Origin of the sequence: Alkalimonas mucilaginosa (genome assembly GCF_036327005.1) — a bacterium.
Taxonomy (GTDB): Bacteria; Pseudomonadota; Gammaproteobacteria; order Enterobacterales; family Alteromonadaceae; genus Alkalimonas; species Alkalimonas mucilaginosa.
In genome coordinates this window covers 212,275-237,790 of record NZ_JAUGZK010000001.1, presented here as the reverse complement: position 1 = coordinate 237,790, position 25,516 = coordinate 212,275, and the positions used below count along the sequence as shown (strand labels likewise).

Sequence of the window (25,516 nt, the reverse complement as noted above, 5' to 3'; positions counted from 1 at the left end):
TCCTTGTCGCAGAGTTAGGCTTGCATTTAGTCTCTGGCATGCGAAGATGGTGTTTTCCTGCCACCATGATAGCAAGATGCAGCCAAAACACATTGCTGAATTGATTTTAAAAGGCTTTAAACGCCATTTTGCGCTGTTTGAAGACAGCACAGCCGCCGCCAGCCGCTATTTTAACCAGGCCGATTGGCCGGGCTTTTTGCAGCTCAGCTCAGAGCGCATTTCGTTTTATGATCAACGGGTCAATGAAACGCTGCAGCAACTCAAACAGCAGCTGCCGGATCCGGGTGGCTCCGCTGGTTTCTGGCAGGATGTTAAACAGCAGTACAGCGACTTTTTGCAGATGCACCCGCAGGCGGAGCTGGCCGAAACCTTTTACAACTCACTGTTTTGTAGGCTTTTTGAGCGCAAGTACTTTCACAACCAGAATATTTTTGTGCAAACCACGCTCAATCGCCAGCAGTTGCCGGCTCCGCTCGCTTCGGTGTACGACAGCTACTTTCCGATCCAAAACAGCCTGAAACAAACCCTGCGTCACATCATTGCCGATTTTCGCTTCGGTCCCGCTTTCATCGATTTGGAGCGCGATATCCGTTATCTGGTGCGCAGCTTTTTGGACCAGTCCAGCCATGGCCGTTTCCCGCTGCACCTGATCCGCTTTGATATTTTAAAAAGCGCCTTTTACCGCAACAAGGCCGCTTACATCATTGGCCGGGTGGTAACACCTGAAGGCCAACAGCCCTTCGTGATCCCGGTGTTGCATCAGCAGGCTTGCTCCACCGCCCCTAGCGAAGGGCTGTACTTGGATACCCTGATCACCGAGCCCGAGCAACTGTCGGTGGTGTTTGGCTTTTCCCGCGCTTATTTTATGGTGCAAAGCCCGGTGCCTTCGGCCTTGATCCAGTTTCTGCGTGAACTGATGCCGCACAAAACCCTGGCCGAGCTTTATGCCAGCATCGGTTTGCACAAGCAGGCCAAAACCGAGTTTTACCGCGAGCTGCTGCAGCATTTAACCCGCTCCAGCGATCAGTTTGTCGCCGCGCCCGGGATCCGGGGCCTGGTGATGATGGTATTCACCCTCCCATCGTTTCCCTATGTGTTTAAAGTGATCCGTGATGAGTTTCCGGAAAGCAAACCCATCAGCCGCGCCACCGTCAAAGCCCGCTACCTGCAGGTGAAAAAACACGACCGGGTCGGCCGGATGGCCGATACCATGGAATACTCGGATGTGGCACTGCCCATCGACCGTTTTGCCCCAGAACTGCTGGCGGAGCTTAAGCAAAGCATCGGCGGCTCGCTGCGGATTGAAGATGAGCTGGTGGTGATCAAGCATCTGTATATTGAACGGCGGATGATCCCACTTAATTTGTATCTGGAGCAGGTGGGCAGCGATGAAAAAGCCCGCATCATGAAAGATTACGGCCAGGCACTGAAAGACATCATTGCTGCCAATATTTTTCCCGGCGATATGTTGCTGAAAAACTTTGGCGTAACCCGCCACAAGCGGGTGATTTTTTACGATTACGACGAAGTGCAGTACCTGCTGGATGTGAACTTTCGCGCCCTGCCGAAAGCCGAAAGCATTGATGACGCTCTTTACAGCGATGTCTCTGTCGCACCGGGCGATGTCTTTCCGGAGCAAATCAGCACCTATGTTACGGCTCAGCCCGAGCTACGGGATTTACTGCTCAAGTCCCACCCCGAGCTGATGGACCCGGCTTACTGGCAACAGATGCAGCAACGCATCCGCGCCGGTCAGTTTGACGATGTGTTTCCCTACCCGGATGGCATGCGCTTTAGTGCCCGTTTTGCAGGAAACTGATTCAGTTACACTAAAGAAACACCTTTATTACACATCACCTTGCAAAAAACCATGTCCAACTTGTAAATAAAAACCGCGCAACAACCTGATTTGGGAACACTTTATATATCTAGTTCTTCCTTGCATTCCACTTTTTCTTAACTATGCTCAAAAAGCACGCTGTGCCAAAAACACACGAAATATTCTGGAGAAAACACCATGCGAACCATGTTTGCTTTGAAACGTTGTACTGCAGGATTACTTTTGTTGTTGGGTACACTTTTTGCCGCCTATAGCTTTGCTTCGATTGCGGTTATTGTTCACCCATCCAATGAGAGCCAACTTGATACATCGTCCATAGAACGATTATTTATGGGGCGATTAAACTCCTTTGAAAACGGCAGGCCAGCAATTCCCATCAATGCTGCTGCGGGAACCCCTACCCGTGATATTTTCAATCAACGAGTCATCGGCAGAAGTGATGCGCAAATCAACGCATATTGGTCAAGACTACTGTTCACTGGAAAAGGGACACCACCTCGCGAAATGGCTTCCGATCAGGAAGTTTTATCCGCTGTGGCGGAGAACAAAGATGCGATTGGCTATGTTGCTTCATCCTCGGTCACAGATGCTGTCCGGGTCGTTGCAGTTTTTGAATAGAGGTGAGCTATGAATCATGTAAGAGCAATTATTCTGACAGGCCTGTGCGCTCTGCCTTTTGCTGCCATGGCCGATCTACACATCAGTGGTTTTGGCTCCATTAAGTTTGGCAAAACCTTCGGCACTGTCGATGACCCCATCAATATCGGTGAGCGCCGGGACGCCATTTTCACTGCCGATTTTTACGATGTTGGTCAATACGATAATGACCTCAACTTCCGCCCTGAGTCCAAAATAGCCATTCAGGGCTCCTACAGCTTTTCACCTAAGCTATCTGTTACTGCCCAAGCATTGGCCAAAGGGGTGGATAATTTTCGACCAGAGTTTCGCTGGTATTACCTAACTTATCGAGCCAACGACAACTGGACTTTCATGGCCGGTCGTCGCAACATTCCGATGTACTATTACTCAGAGTTTTATGAAGTTGGCTACGCCTATCCCTGGATGCGGCCACCAGCCAACCTGTATTGGTGGCAAGTGACGCAGTTTGATGGCATTCACGCTTCCTACAATTTTAACTGGGGCAGTCTCGATCACACCATTACAGCTTTTCATGGGAATGAGTACTCCTATGATAATAAGGAAATGAATTACTACGAGCGTCTGTATGGCAACCCAGTGTTTCAGGTTGATGAGTTTTGGACCAACATTACCGGTTTTAACTGGGTGATTGAAGGCGCTAGTTTTGATATCCGAATGGTGTACTTTCAAAACGACCGTGACAGAACCAGGTTTTTCAATGATGGCACAATCGACAAGTCTCCCTCGTTTTCACAGACCTTTATGGGCATAGGCGGCTCTTACTACCTCAACAATTTTACTTTTTTGTTTGATGCTAACTACGTCAATTACGACGATCCAGAGCGCGATACCCGCTTCCCTACCTATCTGCTTTCCGTGGTGTACCGCATTGGAGATTATCAGCCCTATATCAGCTACTCCAAAGCTGATCATCACCGCAAAAAAGCAACCAACTCTAAAGACTTAGAAGAACATCAACTCTGGAGTATCGGTGTACGCTACGACTTTAGGCCCAATATTGCGTTTAAGATCCAGTTCGACAAATTTGATGACCAAGGAGGCCCAGGCTGGGATTATCACGGCAGCTCAAAACTTTTAGCTGCTGGTATCGACTTTGTCTTCTAAACCTGATAACCAAGACAAACCGGCAACTTGCCGGTTTGTCTTATTCTTGCCGTAGATCCAATCACTTTGTATACTGCCGGCCCCATTATCAGGAGCCCCTGCCCTTGTCGCAGCAACAGATGCTACCTAAGCCACAGCAAAACTCCGTGCTTGCACTTCGCGAGCGCGAATTGCTGGCATCCAAACGGGTGTTTTTGGCCCGAGGCGCCAAACTAAAGCGCTGCCCGGCCTGTTTGCTGGCCGAGGCCCACTGCATCTGCGCTGCCAAACCCGAGCCACAACAAGGGGCTGCGTTTTGCCTGCTGATGTACAAGGGCGAAGCCTACAAACCCAGCAATACCGGCCGGCTGATTGCCGATGTGATGGCCGATAACCATGCATTTTTATGGCAGCGCACCGAAGTAGCCCCTGATTTGCTGGCGCTGCTGGCCAACCCGGCTTATGCCCCGGTGCTTATTTTCCCGCACGAATACGTTGAGCCAGCCCGCTGCATTTATACTTCGACCCAGCTCGCCAACCACACGGATGGCAAGACCCCGCTGTTTGTGCTGCTGGACGGCACCTGGCGTGAAGCCAAGAAAATGTTGAAAAGCCCTTACTTGCAATCCTTGCCGGTGCTTGGCATCGCGCCAGAGCAGGCCTCGGATTACCGGCTGCGTGAGGCCGCCCACCTGTACCAGCTGTGTACCGCTGAAGTGGCCATCGAAGTGCTGCACCTGGCAGCTTTGCCTGAGGCAAGTACCGCCTTGCAGCAGTATTTTCGCGCCTTTCGCGCCGCTTACCTGAAAACCAAACCGCATTTGGATCCCGACAAACAAAAAGCCAGTTAACCCACAGCATCAGCCTGCTTGAAATCATCACGCCATATAAAAATTACTGCGGGCTGGTAATTTCTACAGACTCCCGCCTTTCAGTCTGCTTTGATAACCCAGCGCAAAAATGCAAGATATTGATTTTAAATGACATTACCATGCTAATTAACCTGGCACAACCATTGCTTAGTATTTCATGAGTGATTACACCAACAACTTTTGGAACAGAGCTGTATGCGAAATACAGTAAGGAGCAACCATGTTAGGCTGGGCATTAACTTTTTTAATTGTTGCCATTATTGCAGCTGCACTTGGCTTTAGTGGTATTGCCGGAACTGCGGCGGGTATTGCGCAGATTATCTTTTACATCTTTGTGGTGTTGTTGCTAATTTCATTAGTAGCAGGCGCATTGCGGGGCAGGCCACCCAGGATGTAGCTCCTGCCGGGGGCGCTCTTCTGGCACAGCGATCAATCGAACTGATACTTCTCCAGCTTGTTGTACAAGGTTTTGACGCTTACCCCCAATTGCTGGGCAGTATCGGTTTTATTCCCTCCATTTTGGGCCAGGGTACGTAAAATCACTGCTTTTTCCACTTCATCCAATCGAACGCCTACGGGCACCGAACCTGATTCCAGCTCGCAATCATTCTGGCCCGGCATGCATTCATCCAATAAAAGATGGTTGGGCTCTATGATGTTGTCTGCCAGAATATAGGCCCGCTCAACGGCATGCTTTAACTCCCGTACATTGCCAGCCCAGCTATGGCTGGCTATCAAGCATTGCGTTTCGGCTGAAAATTGCTTGGTTTGCTGCTCCTGCACATTGCGATAAGCCAGAAAATGTTGTGCCAACCCCAGCACATCCTGATCCCGCTCGCGCAGTGGCGGTACATGAATTGGGAACTGTGCCAGACGGAAATACAAGTCTTCTCTGAGCATACCATCAGCAATGGCCAGCATCGGATCACGATTGGTTGCCGCGGCAATACGCACCTGCGCTGAAAACACCTTGTCACTGCCCACAGGCCGATACTCACCATTTTCCAATACCCGCAACAGCTTGACCTGATGCTCTATGGGCATTTCGGTGATTTCATCCAGAAATAAGGTACCGCCTTTTGCCTGAGCAAAAACGCCCTGATGATCACGATGGGCGCCGGTAAAAGCGCCTTTGTTATGACCAAACAACTCGCTGTCAATTAACTCTGGACTTAAAGCACCACAATTAATGGCCACAAATGGTTTGTCCGCACGCATGCTAGCCAGATGCAACGTATTGGCGACTAGCTCTTTACCAGCACCACTTTCTCCTACAATCAGTACGTTGGCATCTGTCACCGCAACCTTACGGATAGTCCGGTACAGTTTTAGCATTGGTTTGGAAGAACCCACCAGTAAACCGAACTGATCGAGCTCACTGCAGGTTGCGCTCACATCGGTGCGCTTAGTACTTAACTGCTGATAAAAATCATGCAGCGTGTCGAGCAATGAGGCCACATCCAGCGGAGCTCTGAAATGGTAACCTGCCCCCTTGCGCATCAGTTGATCCAGTCTGTCATTAGGGGTACCGCTGCTGATAAAAATGAAATCGATTTCTGTCAGAATCTTACTGTCAAGCAGGGCCTGATGATCAGCATCATGATGTTGATCGGTCTCAATCAGTGCCAACTCGCAGTCTTGCTGCTGCAGTTGCTCTGACCAGGTTGAATCATCACCACTTTTCACAATGATAAACTGCCTGATTATGGCAGAGCGCTCTAATTCATCCGCCAGCTTAGGATCGCGCACATGAATAAATAACCTGGGTCTGCTCATAGCAACTCTCTGTGGTGTGATGCCCTACTCTAGACCAGCCATGTAAAATGAACAATGGTTTCCGGTAAAACTTACTTAAAAAGTGGGACAGGACAAAAGCAATACAGTTTTTTCTTTATAATTCATTAGTATAGAAGTGGTACATGAATTGAATATGAATTTATGGAGACAGATACTTCAGGAGAGCACATTGTGTTGGATAACCAGCCAAAATCGATCATTCTGGCAGCACAGGATCAAGCCATCATCCGGGAAGTCGCCGCTATCTGCACACAAGCCAGGCACTTTTATCAGCAAGTGATCCCCGAAATAACCAACAACAACATACGACGTTATTTTGTAGCGCTGGTACAACTTCATCAACTACCACCTGCATTGCGCACAGCTCAACGACCGAAGGCGGCAAGAGCCAACGACACTGCTACTCTCTGGCAGTGGTATCACAGTCACAGCAAGGCCATAACGGCAAACCAGGCTCATTGGAGCACAGAGTTGCCTCAGCAGCTACTTTTCCAATTGGCCATCTTTAAACGCCTTAGCCGTCAACTCGTTCAACCTGACCATGCCAGGGAACTGGCAAAGCTGACAGCCAGCTTACAAATACTGGCAGATGAGTTCATTCCATTGCTACTGAACGAGGAACTCTGAAATTTTTACCGATAGGCAGGTTAAAATTACAATCAAAAAATTAACACAAAATGAACAAAATCACTCATTCCACGATAAAACAAATACTTACGATACGACAAAATGTTGGCATCAAACTGGCAACCTTGAAAGTGTCCCACAACAAAAGGAGTCTATATATGAAACGCACACTTGTAGCCGCAATGATGACCCTGACCCTGGCTGGTACTTCTGCTGCTGTCTCTGCCAACGACTGGCAAGATACAGCTAAAGATGCCTGGATTGTTGGTAAAGCCGAAACAACCTTGCTGCTAAACAGCAATTTAAATTCCTTTAAAATCAATACCAATGTCGAAGACGGGAACGTTATCTTAACCGGTCAGGTTGCCACTGAAGTGGATAAAGCCCTGGCTGGCGAACTGGTTGAAAATCTGGAAGGAGTAAAATCCGTCGACAATCAGTTAACCGTCATGCCAGCCGACCGGGCGCGCAGTGACGATGAACAGGATAGCAACAGACTAACGGATGCCAAAATTGCCACCGTGGTAAAAACCCGCCTGCTGCTCGAATCCGAAGTCAGCGGCACCGCCATCAAGGTTGATGTCAGTAATGGCGTTGTGACCCTGCAAGGTGAGGTAGATTCAGCTTCCGAACGCGACCTGGCTGAAGCCCTGGCCAAAAAGTCAAAAGATGTCACTCGGGTAGATAATCAACTGCGAGTAGCCAGTTCCTGATTTATCCGCACAACTTAATTTCGGTAAAACTATCTGGCCGGCTTGGCAACAAGCCGGCTTTATTTTAGTTGAAAAAGATTGATCTGCATCAAATCTTACTTATAATACTTTCAGAAATTTCTGAATACTCAAAAAGAGGCACCCATGCGGATGACACCGATGATCGAGTCTTTTGTATTTCATTTTGGCGAAATGGGCAGTCGCTGGGGCTTTAACCGCACTGTTGGTCAAATCTACGCGCTGCTGGTGATAAGCGAACAACCACTGAGTGCCAATGATATCGGCGAAATGCTGGGGATTTCCCGTGGCAATGTCAGCATGGGTCTAAAAGAGCTACACAGTTGGCAACTGGTGCACACCACCCACCGCCCCGGCGATCGCAAAGATTACTACCAAAGCCGTGGCAGTATTTGGGATATGGCCAACCGGGTGTTTGAAGAGCGCCGCAAACGCGAAATGGACCCAACACTGTCACTGCTGCGCGATATTCTGCTGGATGAAGCAGGCAATGCCGAAGAGGCTTATGCCCAGGAGCGCATCGCCGAAATTCACGACTTACTGGAAAACATCACCGAATGGACGCAAAGCCTGCAGTCCTTGTCGCCGGAAAAGCTCAATACCTTAATGAAGCTGGGCTCCGGTGTAGGCAAGGTGCTGGAATTTAAAGACAAACTGATGGCAAAAAAAGCCGACTAACGAGGTCATTATGTTGGACACTCTTATCCTGTCGCGGATCCAGTTTGCCGCCAATATCAGCTTTCATATCCTGTTCCCCACCATCACCATTGCGCTGGGCTGGTTGCTGTTTTACTTCAAAGTCCGCTTTGATATCTCCAAACACCCGGTCTGGATGCGGGCCTACCGCTTTTGGGTGAAAGTCTTTGCCCTGAGTTTTGCCCTGGGCGTGGTCAGCGGCATTACCATGTCGTTTCAGTTCGGCACCAACTGGCCCGGTTTTATGGAAACCGTCGGCAATATTGCCGGCCCTTTGCTGGCCTATGAAATCCTGACCGCTTTCTTTTTAGAAGCCACTTTGCTTGGCATTATGCTGTTTGGCTTTCAGCGGGTGCCGGGCTGGGCTCATACCGGCGCCACCTTTTTGGTGGCGCTGGCCACCACCTTGTCGGCCTTTTGGATCCTGGCGCTCAATTCCTGGATGCAAACGCCAGTCGGCTTCGAAATGCGCGATGGCGTGGCACATGCCACCGACTGGCTGGCGATTATCTTTAACCCCTCTTTCCCCTATCGGCTGGGTCATATGCTATTGGCTTCGGCATTGACGGTCTGTTTTTTGGTGGCTGGCCTGTCAGCTTATCGCCTTTTGCGCGGGGACAGCAAAAAAGCACCGCAACTCACCTTAAAAACCGCCTTGTTCAGTGCTGCCTTGCTGGTTCCACTGCAAGCCTTGGTAGGTGACTTGCATGGTCTGAATACGCTGGAGCATCAACCACAAAAAGTAGCTGCAATGGAGGGGCTTTGGCAAACCCAGCAAGGCGCCCCTTTTGTCCTCTTTGCCATTCCAGATGAAGACAGCCGCCAAAACCGCTTTGCGCTGGAAATACCCAAACTGGCCAGCCTGATTTTAACCCATGAACTCAATGGCGAGCTGCAAGGCTTAGATGACTTTGTCGGCAAACACCCACCGGTTGCACCGGTTTTCTTTAGCTTTCGTATTATGGTGGGCATCGGCCTGTTAATGCTGGCCATCGCCTGGTGGTGCAGCGCCCGTTTGTACCGCCATGGCAACCTGACACAGCTGCAACTCAAACTGCTTGTCGGTATGACCTTTTCTGGCTGGATTGCCACTCTGGCAGGATGGTATGTAACCGAAATTGGCCGCCAGCCATACCTGGTGTATGGCGTACTGAAAACCCGCGATGCAGTCACTACCATCGCCAGTGAGCAGGTGGCCATTACCCTTACGTTGTACCTGCTGCTGTATGCGGTGCTGCTGTTTGCCTACATCAAAACCCTCTTTGTACTGGCCAAACGGGCGGTTGATGTCGAAGAGTATGATCTAACTCAGCCTGGCCTGCCCGAGCGCAAAGCCTGTGCACCAGCAGAAGGAGCCTCCGCATGAGCTGGTTAACCGCAGACAATCTGGCACTGGCCTTTGCGGCTTTCACTGCCTTGTCGTTGTTGCTGTATGGAATATTGGATGGCTACGATCTGGGGGTAGGCATTACCCTGCCGATGGAAAATGAAGCCTGGCGCGATACCGCCATTGCGTCGATCGGTCCCTTCTGGGACGCCAACGAAACCTGGCTGGTAATGGCAGTTGGCTTGCTACTGGTGGCCTTTCCTGCGGCCCATAGTGCTATTTTAAAAGCCATGTACTTACCCGCAGCCTTTTTGCTGATTGGTTTGATCCTGCGCGGTGTGGCCTTTGACTTTCGTGCTAAAGTCAAACCAGCGCAAAAACGTAACTGGGACTGGACCTTCAAAGCCGGCTCCTTGCTGGCCACCTTCAGTCAGGGTTTTATGCTGGGCATTTACGTGATGGGCTTGAACTACCAACTGAGCAGTGTGCTCTTTGCCAGCTTCAGTGGCTTGTGCGTCACCGCCGCCTACGCCATGATTGGCAATGCCTGGCTGATTGGCAAAACCAGCGGTGAGCTGCAACGCCACGCCATCGCCACCTGCAAAAAAGCCGGCGTACTGACCTTTGGCGGTATTCTGGCAGTCAGTATGATTAATCCCCTGGTCAATGCCAATGTCTATGCCGTCTGGACCGAGCCACCATTGGCGTATTTTTATGCTGCCATCCCACTGCTCTGCTTTGGTATGTTTGCTTTGGGCTATCTGGTGTTAAAACGCCTGCCACTGCCGGATGACAAAGGCGCCTGGCTACCCTTTTGGCTAACACTGATTATTTTTATCTGCTGCTTTGCCGGCCTGGCACTTAGCTTCTACCCCTTTGTAGTGCCAAACGAAATGACGCTGTACGAAGCTGCCAGCTCGAAAGAATCCTTGCAGATTATTTTCTTTGGTGCTGTATTCGTATTGCCATTTTTGTTGGCTTACACGGCTGTGGCCTATTACGCCTTTCGTGGCAAGGCCGATGATTTGAAATACTACTGAGCTGACGTAGCTCCGAGTTTAACCGGGCGCTGCCATAAATTTTGATGCAGCGCCCATTCACCAATGTTATGATTCAGCCAATCAATGTCCAACCAAATAAGCATTGAACGGATGAATATCAACAAAGTCGATTTAAACCTGCTGGTCTATCTGGATGTGTTGTTGCGGGAGAAAAACGTCACCCGCGCTGCCAACCAGCTCAACATCACTCAGCCGGCGATGAGCAATGGCTTAAAGCGCTTACGCGATTTGCTAAACGATCCTATTTTGGTCCGTACCTCCGAGGGCATGGTGCCCACCGAGCGTGCTAAAGAGCTGGCACCCATTGTACGCGGTGTACTGCTGACGCTGGAAGAAAGCCTGCAGCCACACAAGGATTTTGACCCCAGCCAGAGCAGCCGGGTGTTTCGCATTATGGCCAGCGATTACGCAGCCTCCACTCTGATCCCGGCTCTGCTGAAAAAAATGCGCGAGCAGGCACCGGCCACCACGCTGGATATTATGACGCCGTCCGATGTCACTTTTCACGATGTGGAAAACGGCAAGGTGGATATGGCGATTAACCGCTTCGATCAACTGCCGCAGTCATTCCATCAGAAAACCGTCTGGCGCGACAGTTTTGCCTGTCTGGTCAACCGGCAGAACCCGGTATTAAAGCAGTTTAATCTGGAAAGCTACCTGAAAAGCCGTCATATCTGGGTTAGTAAAACCGGTTTTGGCGTTGGGGTTGGCATGGATCCCAAAGACATTCAAAAGCTCGGCTGGGTCGATGAAGCCCTGGCCAAGCTGGGCAAACAGCGCACCATCAGCGTTTTTACCCGTAATTACCATGTCGCCATGCATCTGGCGGTGGAAATGGACTTAATCGCCACCCTGCCGCTGCGGGCGGCCCGGCTGTACGAAAACGACGACAGCATGGCGATTTTAGACCCGCCCTTTGCCATCCCATCCATCGAGCTGAAAATGATCTGGAGCCCGTTGCTGCATCAGGATGCCAGCCATATCTGGCTGCGCCGGCTCATCACTGAAACAGCGGATGAGATTAACGCCTGAAAGAATACAATAGAACCAATAAGCGTCTACACACCCTCAAAAGATCCAAGGAGAATATCGTATGATCGAAGTGTCTTATTCACACAACAAGGACGGCACAGGTGAACTGGTTGAAAAAACAACTCAGGTTACAACCTATCAGGAGTTGTGCGACCTTATTGATGCTTACCCATGGGATACTGAGATCGCGTTATTTGAAAAATCAGGCGTAGGTGGTGGTATCACAGTGGTCAGCGGGGATGTCAAACAGCAATGTGCCAGCTATTTGCTGATCCCTGTTGAGACTGGCAAAGCTTTGCTCAATTTAGACATCCTTTTAAAGCCTGGCTTTTTGGCGATCTTCGGTCGCAAGGCAACAAGTACCGATTTTGGTGAAATGACCATTAAGGAGGCTAAACTCAAACTGAAAGAGCTGTTTGATCACTCCATCGCATCGCTTTATCAGAAGTATAAGTAGCGGCGACTGCTAACAAGAACCGATGTTCAGGTTATGTCACGGCTCTGCATTGGTTAGATCCAGACAAACCTCCTGCTTAAGCCGATAACACCAGCCTTGCGTTGTATACTCGGCTAATGCACCGTTGTATGGGTTTACTGGAAAATTTTCTGGCTTCAGCGCTTGCATCGCCGAATGATCGATCAGCAATAGGGTCTGAAGTATATACAGTTTACTATCCAATCGAATGCGATCATACAGGCTCCGATCAGGGAAGGATGCAAACAGCTCGACCAAGTGCCCTCCCAGATAATTTCGGTAGTAGCGTTTTAGCATCTCAACACTGCCCAACGAGACATAGTGCTGATCGGGCTGTTCATCCAACCATTGTTGGTACAACATCGCTTTACTGGACACCTGACTTGCATCGGCAATGCCACTGCGCAGGTACATTGCATTGAGCGTCATCTTGGGTTTGTAAAAAGTATTGCGGGTTGATTGAGTCAATATATCCGGGTCGATATGACTTAACAACTGGATCTGGTTGGTCAGTTCCGCCTTTTTCGCTGGTAAATTTGTCACTTCCGCCAACGAGAGCGGCTGCAATGCATCCACGAGTTGGGTTAAAGGTTCTGACTGCACTTTCTTGAGCGCCCATACCAAAGGCAGTACATGGTTATACCAATCGACATGGATCTGCATACTCTGCAGTAAGTCTGTAGGCTGCTGCAATTGCCGTCTTGTCAGGCGAATGTAGTCAGCGAGTCGCAGCTCCGCTTCAGCATGCCGCTGCTGCAAAATCAGTTGATAGATTGAAATGGCATACAACTGTTGCAGCGAACTAAGCTGCCTCCAGTTTAAAGACAAAGAGCCGCTTTTAAGTGGGGTAAGCTCCGTACTGCTGTGCAAGGCCTGATAAGAACTCAGCAAATCAGTATAAGACTGCAGTAGCAAGCCCAACTCTGTACTGTGTTGCTGCAATAGTTGCTGACATGCGGTTTCAGCAATCGAACACCAGAGTTCATGCTGATGGATATCTTCCAACTCAAACAGCCGCGGCAAACGTTCCGTTGAGAGATCATGCTGCCCTTGTTGATAGAGCCGCCACACCTTGGCCGGGTCCCCCCCTGATTCGGGCAACGACATCAGCTGAATGTAAAAATTATCCTGACGGACTTGCCGCTCAGACAGCTCTGCTATCAACGGCGGAATCCCAGGGTTTATTGGATCATCAGTAAGAAGCTTGTAACCTAAATAAGCGGCCAGTGGCGCAATAATGACATAACAAATAGCTCCGAAGACCACTAGGTACCGAGCGTACAACGGCATAACTCACTCAAGATGTGATGAAAACCCTACAATAATCACATACGGCAACAAAATCAATGTAATTGCAACAGTTTCGATAAAATTCAGCCGCTGCCAACATCAGCAAGATCAGCAGCGGCTGCAGTGGCTCCCAGCATCCCAGGTTAGGAAGAGCCAAAGTTTTTAAAGGTGTTTGGTGTTACGGCAGTAAGTCGTAAGCCGGTAAGGTTAAAAAGTCCACCAGTTCATCGGCGGTGGTAATATCCAGCAGCAGGCTTTTGGCCCGCTCAAAGTTCTGGCTGGCCCAGGCGTCGCTGCCCACCTCCCCTTTCACTACCTCCGCTTCTTCATCCAGCATACGGGCAAACAACTGCTTGGTGACCAGTTGGCCATTGCTCAGCGTTTTGCCATGCTGGATCCACTGCCAAATGGAGGCACGCGAAATTTCAGCGGTGGCGGCATCTTCCATCAGGCCATAAATCGGCACACAGCCTTTACCGCTGATCCAGGCCGCCAGGTACTGCAGCGCCACCCGAATATTGGTGCGCATCCCGGCTTCGGTGCGTTCGCCCTCGCACGGCGCCAGCAAGTCGGCAGCCGTGACCGGCGCGTCCTGCTCGCGCAGCACCTGCAATTGATTGGGTTTGTCCCCCAAGTGCTTGTTCAGCACAGCGCCAGCTGTCGCAGCCAGGCCTGGGTGCGCTATCCAGGTGCCATCGTGACCATTGCTGGCTTCAAGCTCTTTGTCAGCGGTGACTTTGGCCAAAATGGCTTTATTTTGCTCCGGATCTTTCGCAGGAATTAATGCGGCCATGCCGCCCATCGCCAAGGCACCGCGCTTGTGACAGGTTTTGATCAGCAAACGCGAATAAGCGCTTAAAAACGGCTTATCCATGGTGACCACCTGCCGATCAGGCAGCACCCGATCCGGGTGGTTTTTCAAGGTTTTAATGTAGCTGAAAATATAATCCCAACGGCCACAGTTCAGCGCTACGATGTGATCGCGCAGGCTATAAAGGATTTCATCCATCTCGAACACGGCGGGCAGGGTTTCAATCAATACGGTAGCGCGAATGGTACCGACCGGCACACCAAATTTTTGTTCAGTGTAACGAAACACATCATCCCACCATTTGGCTTCCTGGTGGCTTTGCAGCTTCGGCAGGTAAAAATAGACGCCGGTGCCCATCTTCTGACGCTGTGACAGATTGTGAATAAAGTACAGGGCAAAATCCATCAGCGCGCCCGGTATCACTTCGCCATCAACCTGCAGGTGCTTCTCCCAAAGATGCAGGCCCCGTACCCGGGCAATCAGCAAGGCAGGGTTTTCTTGCAGCGCATACTGCTTGCCACTGTGCGGATCGGTATAGCTGATGGTCCCCAGGTTGGCATCGCGCAAATTTATCTGGCCTTCGACCACCCCCTGCCAGGTCGGCGACTGCGCATCTTCAAAGTCGGCCATAAAGACTTTCACATCGGCATTGAGTGCATTGATCACCATTTTGCGATCAACCGGGCCGGTAATTTCCAGCCGGCGATCCTGCAGATCGGCTGGAATAGCAGCCACCTGCCAGACATCTTCCCGAATGGCCTTGGTCTCTGGTAAAAAATCTGGCAAAGCACCAGCATCAAAGCGCGCCTGCTTTTTCCCACGCTCGGTCAATAACTGCTGCAAACGGGGCCTAAACTCACGCGTTAGCTCCACCAGCAAAGCACAAGCCTCCTCCGTAAAAACCTGCTCCAATTGTTGTTGAAAGCCAGCATCGGCCGGATTGGTTTGAATAGACAGGTTTTGGCGTTCAATCATTGTGGTCGTCATGGGCGTCTCCTGCTCGGCCAGCAACACTGGCCAGATGATTAGTTTCTATCCTGAAATAAAGACTCAGGCGGCAACTTGTTAGCAATACCCCACTATAGGCTGCGGCACATCATAATTAAAATCAATGAGCGATATACTTGCGATTCATTTAGGAAATACACAGTACAAACAAAGCCATTAATGTTGGCACGCCTTATGCTTTATTCCGGTCAGAACAGGAAAGCACTTGTGTTTACGTCAATTTCTTGTCGGAGGAATCATGGAGTTTGTCTTGCTATTGCTGGTTGCCTTGGTGGTGGTTGCTGCACTTGTTGCCAGTCGCTTTGTTGAGCAGGGTAATCCATTCCCGTTTCAAAAGCGTGGGCCCATTTTCACTTCGGTAGAGCGCGGTTTTCTGCGTATGCTTGAACAGGCAGTAGACAACGAGTACAAAGTTTTAAGCCGGGTAAAGCTAGCCGATGTGCTGGAATTTAAGAAAAACACCAGCTCGAAAACCAGGCGCACAGCTTTGCTGAAAATGAACAACAAGTACCTGGATTTTGTGCTCTGTGATCCGAACGACATGAGCATTGTGGCGGTCATAGATTTGGTGAATCAGCACTCCAAACAGGGCCACAAAGCCAGCCACGACTGGTATGTCAGTGGAGCTCTGGAGGCGGCTGGTTTGCCATATCTACGGATGAAAATCAAACAAGGCTACAGTATTGGGGATATCCAGCAATGCCTGATTAGTCGCCTGGGTGCCACTATTAAAAAGACTGAGCCACTGATTAAAGGCCGGTTTAAAAAAGGCCCAACCCGTCCGGTCCGCCCCATGCGGCCAGTGATGCCTGCAGCCAATCCATCGGATACCATAGCAGCTCTGCCTTTAAAGCCAACCATGGCTCGAATTACTCCAGGTTTATCGCAGTCGCAAATTAAAGCGCAGTCGACGGCCCTGGTACAAGCTTCTTAACGCATTGGAGAAATGAGTCACTCCTGCGATAAGTCGGATGCCGCCTGCTGCAACAGGCGGCATCATTTTTCCTTTCATAACACCGAAACCGGCAAAAAAGTGCTAAAGTCACACTCCGGGCTGCCGATAACCTGATGACGTTTGACCCAACCCAAGGAGGTTTTATGAGTCAATCTGTTGGCGCTACGGCTTCGGCCCAGGCGTTTGAAGTACTGGGAGCTGTGATGGCAAAGAAGCAGCAAAACCAGGAAGCACAAATGGCGACTTTGTTGGTAGAAAGTGCGATGCAGACCAGCGCTGCAGTTCAAAGCCCTTCGCCTGTTGGCAATCTGGGGATGAACATCAACATCAAAGTCTGATGTGGCAAAGGCAGTTCAGTAACGTCCCTTCCGGGCCATACTGGCTGCCTTTTTTATGGCAGAATTATGGTAAAGCACTATACTGGAAATGCAGTGGTTTTATTGATATTCTATTAACACAGCAGCACAGCAAAAGGAAATTGCGATGGACACCAACACAGCTCTGATCATTGATGACAATGCCACCATTCGTGAATTGCTGCGCCAAACCCTGAAATTACTTGGTTTCTCACACATCGTGGATGCAGACACAGGTCATCAGGGATTGCTGCAACTTGAAAATCAAAACTATGATGTGATCTTTCTTGATCTTGAACTGCCAGATATTCATGGCACCAAGCTGCTGCACCAACTGAAAGCGCAAGCACCGACCAGCCCTGTGGTTGTGGTCACCGCCCATAATACCGTAGAAAACCTGAAGTTTAGTGTACAGGCAGGGGCCGCTGGCTTTATCGCCAAACCCTTTTCTGCCGGTAAAATTCAAAGCATTCTGCAAAAAAACCTCAGCAATACTCCGCGTCCGGCTACTGCTAAGGGCTTTGGCTGGGCCAGCCGTAGTTAATGCCGCACTGGCCGCTTACCGGTGAAGGCATGCACCAAGTGCTCACTGGCACCAATAATCAATAAATACAGCACAGGAACCAGTAATAAAGTCAGCAACATCGCTCCAAGCAAACCGCCAATCACGCTGATTGCAAGTGGCTGCATGATCTCGGCACCTTCACCCAACCCTATCGCCAGAGGGGTCATCCCCAGCACAGTGGTGAGCGTGGTCATCAAAATAGGCCGCAACCTGATTTGACCTGCTTCAACAATGGCTTGCTGCATGCCCTTACCTTCAGCACGACCAAACTCAATGTACTCTACCAGCAAGATGGCATTGTTCACGACAATGCCAATCAAGAGTACTACCCCAATCAGCACCGGGGCCGACAGCAAACTACCGGTCAGCCATAAAGCCAGCACCACGCCCATGAGTGACATAGGTGCCGCAGTAATTATCACCAGTGGATTACTCAGCTTTTCGTACTGCACCGCCAACACCACAAAGACCAGAAAAATTGACAGCACTATCACCAGGCCAAGCTCTCGCTGGGTTTCCTGCATGGTTTCCCATTGCCCCCCTAAAATCAGGCTAAACTGATCCGGCAACTCCAAGCTTTCCAGCCGCCGTTCCACTTCAGCCATCAGGCTGGCAACATCCGACTCGGCAGTGTTGATATCGGCATTCATCCGAAGTAAGCGACTTTGATTCTCACGCTCAATATGAGCCGGGCCATCGGTTAGCTCAAACTGGGCCAAATCGCGTAAAAACACCGTTTGCCCCTGTTTACGGAACAACAACAAATTACCCAGTTGCTCGGCATCCCGCACCTGAGAGCGGGGCAATTGCACCCGAATATCGTATTCACGGGTTTGATCGACAAAACGTGATGGCACAGCGCCATGCACCGCCTGTCGAATGGCCTGACCAACCTCTGCCACACCCAAACCAAAATCTGCTGCCCGCTCACGATCCACCCGGATTTGCAACAAGGGACTTTGCTCTTCACGGGCGGTTTCCAGCCCCTGCAACCCTGGCACATCCTGCAATAAAGCAGCGATTTGATTGGAGACACGGTGCAGGCCGGCTAAATCCTCGCCGACGATAGCCACAGAAAAGTCGGCCCCGGCCCGGCCAAAACGCAAACCACGGATGCTGGGTGGACGCACACTGATGCGGGCACCGGGCAAAGACAGCTGCTGCAATGCCTGCTGGGTATGACTCACCCACTGCCCTGCCGTCATCTCAGGTCGCTGACTGGCCAGGGTGAGCTGCATACGGAAGTTCGCCACCCCAGGGCGCTCATTGACAATGCCACCGCTTAAGTGCCCGCCGACTAAAGCAAACAAGGTTTCTACATGCGGCATGGAGGCCAGCAATGTTTCAACTTCACGACTTATGGCCTCTGTTTCCTGTGGTGGGGTCCCGGGCGGCAATGCAATACGTACTGACACACTGCCATCGTCAACCGGTGGTAAGAATTCGCCACCCAGTTGCTGAAACAGCTGGTAACTGCCCACAAAAGCCACAGCAGTAGCCGCCAGCACCCACCACCGTGCTTTAAGCACCCAGCCAAGCAGACGACCGTAGCTCAACCTGAGTGTGTCCAGTAATCGATGAAAGCTACGCACGGGCAGACTCTTGCTCAACCCACTTTGCCAACGCACCTTGCCCAGCAAAGCCGCCAACATCGGCACCAGCGTCAGGGCAGCAACTAAAGTAGCCAGGATCGCAAAGGAGATGGTCAAAATCATTTCCCGGAACACCAATGCCGCCATACCGGTGATCAACAGAAAAGGCACCACAGCCGCCAGATTGGTCATGGTTCCGGCAATCACTGCCGAGGCGACTTCCGCCGAGCCATCTTTAGCCGCCTGGTTTGGTGCTTTATGCAACTGCTCGTTATGACGAAAAATGTTCTCCAGCATCACAATGGCATTGTCCAGCAATAAGCCTATACCCAGCGCCAGACCGCCCAGACTGATGATGTTGATGGTCAACCCGCCTTGTCCCATCAGGGCAAAAGTCGCCATCAATGCAATCGGAATGGATAAGCCGATAACAAAGCTTTTGCGCAAACTGCCCAAAAACAGCCAGACCACCAGCATCGCCAGACTGCCGCCTAAAAGGGCGGCGCTGGAGACACTGGCGATGGCTCCGCGGATAAAAAAGGCCGGATCATTGATGGCCTGAACGGCCATATCCGCCGGAATAAACCCCGAGCGATCCAGCTGCGCGATAGCACTTTGTACTTGCTCAACCACTTCAACCGTATTGGCTTCCGGCAATTTAAAAACCGACAACTGCACCGCTGGTACGCCATTTAATCGGCTGAAGACCCGCTGCTCGCGAAAGCTATCGGAAACCGTTGCTACTTCACGCAAACGGATCCGATGGTCAGAGCCAGGCAGTGGCAGCATCAGTTGCTTAATGTCTTCAACGCTGCGAAAGCGGCCTTCGGTTTTGGACATCACATCAAAGCGATCCGAGGTGACCCAGCCGCCAGCGATATCGACATTTTCTGCGGCCAGCTGCTGTACCACATCCTGCATAGTCAGCTGATAAGCAGCCAATCGATGCTGATCCAGCACCACCTGCACTTCCCGCTCCAAACCGCCAGCGGCCTCAACCGAGGACACCCCTTCGATGGCGATCAAATGCGGTGTCAGGCGATTTTCTATCCAATCACGTACTTCAACTTCGGTTCGAATGGGTGAGCTAAAACCAGCCTGCCATATAGGGGCCTGGGAGGGATCAAACTTATACAGCCGGGGTGGCTCGATATCACGAGGTAACTGGGTGCGCGCCAGCTCCAGTGCCCGGGATGCATTTTGTAAGGCGACATCCAGATTGGTGCCATAACTAAAATGCAAATTAACATTGGTTCGCCCTTCCGATGCCCGGCTGTCGATATGCACCAGATTTTCAACCGAAGCCAGGTTGCGTTCCAGCACCCGGGTCACCTGCTCCTCCATCACCTCCGGCGCTACCCCGGAGTAATTCACCGTAACCCGAATTTGTGGGTACTCAATGTGCGGCAATAAATCCACCGGCAAGCGCTGAATGAAAAACAGCCCCAGCACCAAAATAACCGATGCCAGTGCTAGCGTGCCAACCGGGCGGTCAATGGCCCAACTGGTAATTGCGGACGTGCTGCTGGCTGTTGTTTTGCGCATAGGACTTACCCCCGCCAACCAACGATACGAACACGCTGGCCTTCGGTCATTTCACTGGCCAGCGCTGCCAATACCACTTCGCCAGCTTCAACCCCCTCGGTAATTTCCAGCCACTGACCGCGCTGCACCCCGGTTTGCACTGCACGTTTCTCCAGGCGTTCATTGGCAATGACCATCATAAAAGCACCTTCTTCCTGCTGTACCACAGCCGTGACGGGCACTGCCAAGGCATCCTGCCTGGGATCTATCATCAGATTCACCCGCCCCAGGAAGCCTGGCCGAACCCCTTGCTGCCAGGCCTCTTTAGGCAAAGCCACTTCCACAGTGATAAAACGACTGCTAAGTTCAGCCGTTGGGAAAATCCGGCGGATCTGAGCGGTCAGGCTGCGCCCCGGCATCGCATCCAACTGCACCTCAACCTGTTGCCCCAGGGTCAGATAAGCCACATCGAGTTCAGACACACCCAGGTGCAGTACCAGTTGCGATACATCGGTTAGCTCCAGCAAAGGGTCCTGTTCGCGAATGCTTTCACCAAGTTCAACCCAGCGCCGGCTCACCACTGCATCACGCGGTGCCAACACAGTGCCAAAAGCCACCCGAGTTTGCCACAATTGGTATTCGCTTTCAGCGACCCGCAAGGCCGCCGCCTGTGCCTGATACTCCGAAGAGCTTGTCAGCTCACGCTGATAAAGCTCGGCCTGACGCCGATACGCTAATCGTGCTTGCTCCAGCAAGGCCTCTGCCCGCGCCAGCTCAGCCCGTTGCTCTGCCTGATCCAGGCTAAGCAGCAATTGGCCACTGCGAACGTGATCGCCTTCTTCAACCAACAATTGCCGGACAATTCCGCGGGTTTGCGCTGAAATACGCACGGTTTCAAGCGGCCGAACGGTAGCAGAAAGCAGCAATCGACGGGACAAGTCCCGATGCTGTACTTCAGCGGCAGCCACCGCAATGGTCCTGGCTTCGGATGTGACACTGGATGAGCTGCCCACTTGCTCAGCAGATTCACAGCCAGTCAAGAGCATAAATAGCAGCAGCAATCCCCCTTGTTTCCAACCGGTGGCTCTGTGTAGCTTCACATCTTTCCCCTTCGAATCACGCTTCAATGACGGACTATCTACCCATAGGGTTACTGATAAACTATACCAGTGGTTTTTTACCAAGCAGACTGCTATCGGTTCTTTCCCCTTTCAAATACGACAGAACACAATAAAATTGTTCAAAAAACACTCAAGCCATCCCCCCCTTCAGCCGATAACCAGATATCATCCCCCAGCCGGAGCCTGTTATGGAACTTATGACAGCAACGCAACAACTCCGGGCGACGGAAGTCAGTGCAGTGTTTCAGGGTCGCCAGGAGCAACGAAGCCAAGTGCCTGCCAACCGGGCAGTTACACCTGTATTGCCTGCGCAAGCAACAGAGCGGGCGCAACAGGCACTGCAACGCAACCGCATTGAGCCAGCAGCAGAAGCCGTTGATAACCAACCGGCTGACGAAGAGCAAGCACTGGAAGAAAAAGCCTTCAATGCCTATCAGACTGTTGGCATGGTCAAGCGTATTCTGGAGCAGCTATCCAACCGCCAGATTGAACTCTACCAGCTCAGTCCAACTGGAGAAACACCTCAGATCAGAGCTGCAGAGCCAACCGGCAACGATGAGCTGATCCGCATTACCGAATGGGAGTTTGGCTATCAGGCAGTCTCTGCCAGTTTCAGTGGCTCGGCACAATTGGCTGATGGCCAGCAAATCAACTGGGACTTTTCGTTTCAGATGGAATACAGCTGGGCTACCATCAGCAGCCGTACTCTGCTGGCCAGCGAGCTGCAGGATCCTATCGTCATTAGCCTGAATGGCATGCCAGCGCAACTAAGCGGCGATACTTTTAGTTTTGATCTCTTTAATACCGGTGTGCCGGTGCAACTGCCCAACCTGGCAGCGCAGCAGTTTTATCTGGGGCTGGATAAAACCGGCAATGGCAGAATTGAGTCCGGTGCCGAACTCTTTGGCCCCAGCACCGGTGAAGGTTTTGCCGAACTAGCTGCTTACGACCTGGATGGCAATGGCTTTATCGACCAGCAAGATGCCATCTGGCAAGACCTGTACCTGTGGCGGCCGGATGGTCAGCAACTGAGTATGGCAGAGGCGCAAATCGGTGCCGTCTCGGTGCAGTCGGTCCCCACCCGGATGCCGCTGTTTTTTGACAACAGCGACCAGCTTGCTGGCATGCTGCAACGCAGTAGTGTCTTTTTAAACACCACAGGTAAAGCTGGACTGGTCCAACAAATCGACTTGCTGGTGTAAAACCAGCAAGGTGCCTTGCCATTCACTGCGCTACCAAGATGAGCTCTTGCTGGTAACACCGCTGCAGCTCGGTCAACGCATAAAAGAAACGTGTTCCCGGGTATGGCTGACAGCTGGCTTTAAAAGCTGTTTCAGCTTCATGATGCAGCATTCGGACCAGCAACTGGCCGGCAGCATTCTGGTAAATATCCCATTGCACATTGGCGGCCATTGGGGATACCAGCGCCGCACGCCAGGGATTGTTCTGATAGCTGTACAGCACTGTCTCAGGCATTTGCTGCGTTGCGCCAGCCACTCCAAGTAAAGTCGCAAAAGGGATCATCACTTGCGCATGGGTAAAACGCAGTTCCATCATGTACGGCTGCTCACCACGCTGCAGGGCCGCCACACTATCCAGCATGTCCAGCATCAACCTGGCTGCCATTTGAAAGGTCACATTCTCGCCAGCAAAAGCCGGGCCGCGCTGATAGAATGACTCCGCATCATCCAGATAAGCCATAAACTTTACTGCTTCTGGCTCCATAAAGTCGTGCAAGGTCCAGTCGCCTTCATAACTCAGGTTGGATGCGGTGACATACAGGCTGAACAAGGCCTGAGCTGCATCCATCACGCTGCGAAGCTCGGCATCATCCTCGCGGGCCTGAAAGCGATAATGACCCGCCGCCAACCGGGCGATGAAATCCTCCTGATAGACAGTAGCCAGTAACTGCCGGGCTTGCTGCTGTGCCTGTGGTGACTGATGCAAGCGCTCCAGCACCAAAGCCAGTCTCGGATCCGACTTACGGTAGGCACTGTAGGCTTCACTGCCAGCCGATTTATGAAAATACAGACTATCCGTTGCAACGGCCGGTGCATCCAATAAAGCTTCAAGCTCTGGTACCAGCTCAAGCAAACGATCCGCAAATGCCAGAGCACTATCGACCGCCCGCTCCCGGCCTGAGTGCTGTAAACGCACACGACGTTGTTGCGCCTTTCCCTCTGCCAGCAAAGCAGGATGGCGCTGAAGCAAACGCTCAGCCATCTGCCGATGCTCTTCTATCCCTAATGCCGACAAATTGCCATAGCCCAATTGGGCATTGGCCTGCTGGAAACGCCTGAGTTGCTCACCCAACTGCTGCCCCTTTGCGGTCAGTTGCTGCTCCTGCTGTGCCTGCTGCCACAACTGCAAGCTGAGATCATCATCATCCGGGCTGGATAAACCCCGCGAGCCATGCCGCGCCACATGCTGCACCATGACAGCAGTAAACCCTGCGGGCGCCACTTCGTAGCTTTGCCAATGCTGGCGCGGCTGATAGGGTGCTTTGCTGCCATATAGCTGCCACTGCTCACCCCAGGGCTCCCCCCATAATGTTACACTGCTGAGCGCACTGCTTTGCACAGTCGCCATGCATAGAGCGCTGCTGACACCAAGGACACACCCCAGGGCGAACCGTCTGGCCGCTGCTCCGGGCGCAACAAATTTCTTAAGTACCTGCATGTTATTCTCCTGCGCCAAACGCATCGCCCTGCCAGCAACGGCCGGCCTCTCTGGTGGCTTGATCCGGGTTTTCACAAAAACGTGGCGCAACCAAGGATGAACCTGGTTGCAAAATTTTACTGCCATCGGCCTGACGCTGCAGACTGAATGCATCGTACAAACGTCCGGTTGCAGTCAGCGCCTGATAGTGCAATTGGTTTTCTTCGACCGAGATCACCTGGAATAACTGAGTATCTTCAGCAACCGGCTGCATCTGCCGTTTGGCATCATCGGAAACCAGATACATCTTGGGGCCAGCTACCGACACCAGATAGACGGTGCCAGCCTGATGTGCATTCTTGCCTTCGCTGACATTGCGACCATAGACATGATCATGGCCCTGCAGCACCAGATCCACGCCATAGCGGGCAAACAGTGGCTGCCAATAGTGGCGCAGTCGTTCATTATCGCGCCCTTTTGATACAGAAAACATCGGGTGATGGTAGGTGACAACAGTCCAGCGGGCTTGATTCTGCTGCAGCACCTGCTCCAGCCATTCGGCCTGCAGCCTGGCCATCGCCTCGTTCATCAAGGCTTCGGTCGAATTCAAAGAAATAAAGCGCACGCCCTGATAGTCCACGTAAAAGACGGTATCCTGCAATGGGGTCGGGCCATTGCCGGGCACCGAAAACTGGGCAGGAAACTGTGGCACTAAAGTACGGCTATCCGATGCCGGGTCCAGCTGCACGTATTCATGGTTACCGGTCGTCACCAATTGATTGATCATCCTGGCCTGCCAGCCGCTGGCGTCAAACCACTCCCCCCACTCGTTATCCAGAATACCGTAGCGTGAATTGACCAGATCACCGGCATGCAGCATCAAGCTGGCATTCGGTGCCTGCAGCAATGCGGCCCGGGCGACTCTGGAAAAATGTGATTTCAACGCATTTTGTGCATCCCCAAAATAAATAAACTGAAAGGGCACAAAGTCTGCGTGCGCAGTGCGAAACTGCAACCATTCACTCCAGGTATGCTGCCCCCGAACCCTGTAAGCATAGAGCGTATCGGGCTGAAGGCCTGTGACCAGCACCTGATGGTGATGTGCCAGCCCATTGTCGGTTTGCAACGCCTGAGTATTGCCTTCAAAGCGTACAGCTGTTTGGTGCAGGCCCGGGCCATCCACCGCCTCGGTCAGTTCCAGCTCAGCAAGCACCACCGCATGATTGGTTCGCCAGTTGATAAATTGACTGTGCGCCGGTGTCTGAGTGGGCGTCAGTACAATACGATCGGGGAAGGCCGTGGCCTGATAGCGGCTTACTCCTGCCGGAACTAATGTATTTTGTGCCTGAACCAGGCCAGATACTAACAGCGCAAAAACTGCAACATATTGTCGTAACATCATTAATTTTTTTCCTGTCAAAAAAAGGCTTTCCTG

The 25,516-nt window shown here is 51.6% G+C and carries 23 protein-coding genes; 16 read left to right on the top strand and 7 right to left on the bottom strand.

What is annotated here, in order from left to right; all coding sequences use genetic code 11:
* Positions 1-76 precede the first annotated feature (76 nt).
* The 5 genes from aceK (at position 77) to QWF21_RS01020 (ending at position 4,852) form a co-directional block, all read left to right on the top strand.
* Complete coding sequence (gene aceK, locus QWF21_RS01040) at positions 77-1,819, top strand: bifunctional isocitrate dehydrogenase kinase/phosphatase (protein WP_330086174.1); 1,743 nt, start codon at positions 77-79, stop codon at positions 1,817-1,819.
* Between the two features lie 198 nt (positions 1,820-2,017).
* Positions 2,018-2,458 carry a type 2 periplasmic-binding domain-containing protein gene (locus QWF21_RS01035; protein WP_330086173.1) on the top strand — a complete coding sequence of 147 codons (441 nt, stop codon included), beginning with the start codon at positions 2,018-2,020 and terminating at the stop codon, positions 2,456-2,458.
* Between the two features lie 9 nt (positions 2,459-2,467).
* The gene (locus QWF21_RS01030) at positions 2,468-3,604 is read left to right on the top strand and encodes a porin (RefSeq protein ID WP_330086172.1); all 1,137 of its coding nucleotides are present in this window, start codon (positions 2,468-2,470) and stop codon (positions 3,602-3,604) included.
* Between the two features lie 119 nt (positions 3,605-3,723).
* Positions 3,724-4,434 (top strand): tRNA-uridine aminocarboxypropyltransferase, encoded by a 711-nt coding sequence (locus QWF21_RS01025; protein WP_330086400.1) that lies wholly within the window; start codon positions 3,724-3,726, stop codon positions 4,432-4,434.
* Between the two features lie 241 nt (positions 4,435-4,675).
* The gene (locus QWF21_RS01020; RefSeq protein WP_330086171.1) at positions 4,676-4,852 is read left to right on the top strand and encodes a DUF1328 domain-containing protein; all 177 of its coding nucleotides are present in this window, start codon (positions 4,676-4,678) and stop codon (positions 4,850-4,852) included.
* A 32-nt stretch (positions 4,853-4,884) separates the two neighbouring features.
* Here QWF21_RS01020 and QWF21_RS01015 read toward each other — a convergent pair whose 3' ends face one another.
* Positions 4,885-6,231, bottom strand: a complete 1,347-nt coding sequence (locus QWF21_RS01015; RefSeq protein ID WP_330086170.1) for a sigma-54 interaction domain-containing protein — start codon at positions 6,229-6,231, stop codon at positions 4,885-4,887.
* 162 nt (positions 6,232-6,393) lie between these two features.
* On the opposite strand from QWF21_RS01015, the gene QWF21_RS01010 reads away from it, so the two are divergent.
* The 7 genes from QWF21_RS01010 (at position 6,394) to QWF21_RS00980 (ending at position 12,183) form a co-directional block, all read left to right on the top strand.
* On the top strand, positions 6,394-6,879 hold the full coding sequence (locus QWF21_RS01010; RefSeq protein ID WP_330086169.1) for a hypothetical protein: 486 nt from the start codon (positions 6,394-6,396) through the stop codon (positions 6,877-6,879).
* Between the two features lie 158 nt (positions 6,880-7,037).
* Positions 7,038-7,592, top strand: a complete 555-nt coding sequence (locus QWF21_RS01005) for a BON domain-containing protein (protein ID WP_330086168.1) — start codon at positions 7,038-7,040, stop codon at positions 7,590-7,592.
* Positions 7,593-7,736: 144 nt separating this feature from the next.
* Positions 7,737-8,288 (top strand): GbsR/MarR family transcriptional regulator, encoded by a 552-nt coding sequence (locus tag QWF21_RS01000; RefSeq protein ID WP_330086167.1) that lies wholly within the window; start codon positions 7,737-7,739, stop codon positions 8,286-8,288.
* Positions 8,289-8,298: 10 nt separating this feature from the next.
* Positions 8,299-9,672 carry a cytochrome ubiquinol oxidase subunit I gene (locus QWF21_RS00995; protein ID WP_330086166.1) on the top strand — a complete coding sequence of 458 codons (1,374 nt, stop codon included), beginning with the start codon at positions 8,299-8,301 and terminating at the stop codon, positions 9,670-9,672.
* On the top strand, positions 9,669-10,673 hold the full coding sequence (cydB, locus tag QWF21_RS00990) for a cytochrome d ubiquinol oxidase subunit II (protein ID WP_330086165.1): 1,005 nt from the start codon (positions 9,669-9,671) through the stop codon (positions 10,671-10,673). The genes QWF21_RS00995 and cydB overlap by 4 nt, the downstream gene beginning before the upstream one ends.
* Positions 10,674-10,784: 111 nt before the next feature.
* Entirely contained in the window at positions 10,785-11,726 is a 942-nt protein-coding gene (locus tag QWF21_RS00985) for a LysR family transcriptional regulator (protein ID WP_330086399.1), read from the top strand.
* Between the two features lie 61 nt (positions 11,727-11,787).
* Positions 11,788-12,183: a hypothetical protein gene (locus QWF21_RS00980; protein ID WP_330086164.1), complete on the top strand. Its 396-nt coding sequence runs from the start codon at positions 11,788-11,790 to the stop codon at positions 12,181-12,183.
* A 36-nt stretch (positions 12,184-12,219) separates the two neighbouring features.
* On the opposite strand, the gene QWF21_RS00975 is transcribed toward QWF21_RS00980, so the two are convergent.
* Entirely contained in the window at positions 12,220-13,491 is a 1,272-nt protein-coding gene (locus QWF21_RS00975) for a hypothetical protein (RefSeq protein ID WP_330086163.1), read from the bottom strand.
* 178 nt (positions 13,492-13,669) lie between these two features.
* Positions 13,670-15,289 (bottom strand): malate synthase A, encoded by a 1,620-nt coding sequence (aceB, locus tag QWF21_RS00970; protein WP_330086162.1) that lies wholly within the window; start codon positions 15,287-15,289, stop codon positions 13,670-13,672.
* A 259-nt stretch (positions 15,290-15,548) separates the two neighbouring features.
* Between aceB and QWF21_RS00965 the strand changes: the two genes are divergently transcribed.
* The 3 genes from QWF21_RS00965 to QWF21_RS00955 all read left to right on the top strand — a co-directional run bounded on the left by QWF21_RS00965 (position 15,549) and on the right by QWF21_RS00955 (position 17,165).
* Complete coding sequence (locus tag QWF21_RS00965; RefSeq protein WP_330086161.1) at positions 15,549-16,244, top strand: DUF2726 domain-containing protein; 696 nt, start codon at positions 15,549-15,551, stop codon at positions 16,242-16,244.
* A gap of 164 nt (positions 16,245-16,408) precedes the next feature.
* Positions 16,409-16,603, top strand: coding sequence for a hypothetical protein (locus QWF21_RS00960; protein ID WP_330086160.1), 195 nt, complete (start codon positions 16,409-16,411; stop codon positions 16,601-16,603).
* A 145-nt stretch (positions 16,604-16,748) separates the two neighbouring features.
* Positions 16,749-17,165, top strand: a complete 417-nt coding sequence (locus QWF21_RS00955) for a response regulator (protein WP_330086159.1) — start codon at positions 16,749-16,751, stop codon at positions 17,163-17,165.
* Here QWF21_RS00955 and QWF21_RS00950 read toward each other — a convergent pair.
* Together QWF21_RS00950 and QWF21_RS00945 are read right to left on the bottom strand one after the other, a co-directional pair.
* Positions 17,162-20,323 (bottom strand): efflux RND transporter permease subunit, encoded by a 3,162-nt coding sequence (locus QWF21_RS00950; protein ID WP_330086158.1) that lies wholly within the window; start codon positions 20,321-20,323, stop codon positions 17,162-17,164. The genes QWF21_RS00955 and QWF21_RS00950 overlap by 4 nt on opposite strands.
* A gap of 5 nt (positions 20,324-20,328) precedes the next feature.
* On the bottom strand, positions 20,329-21,348 hold the full coding sequence (locus QWF21_RS00945; RefSeq protein ID WP_407935250.1) for an efflux RND transporter periplasmic adaptor subunit: 1,020 nt from the start codon (positions 21,346-21,348) through the stop codon (positions 20,329-20,331).
* Positions 21,349-21,611: 263 nt separating this feature from the next.
* On the opposite strand from QWF21_RS00945, the gene QWF21_RS00940 reads away from it, so the two are divergent.
* On the top strand, positions 21,612-22,625 hold the full coding sequence (locus QWF21_RS00940; RefSeq protein ID WP_330086156.1) for a hypothetical protein: 1,014 nt from the start codon (positions 21,612-21,614) through the stop codon (positions 22,623-22,625).
* 22 nt (positions 22,626-22,647) lie between these two features.
* On the opposite strand, the gene QWF21_RS00935 is transcribed toward QWF21_RS00940, so the two are convergent.
* Positions 22,648-24,102, bottom strand: a complete 1,455-nt coding sequence (locus tag QWF21_RS00935) for a histidine-type phosphatase (protein ID WP_330086155.1) — start codon at positions 24,100-24,102, stop codon at positions 22,648-22,650.
* A 1-nt stretch (position 24,103) separates the two neighbouring features.
* Entirely contained in the window at positions 24,104-25,483 is a 1,380-nt protein-coding gene (locus tag QWF21_RS00930) for a metallophosphoesterase family protein (protein ID WP_330086154.1), read from the bottom strand.
* Positions 25,484-25,516 lie beyond the last annotated feature (33 nt).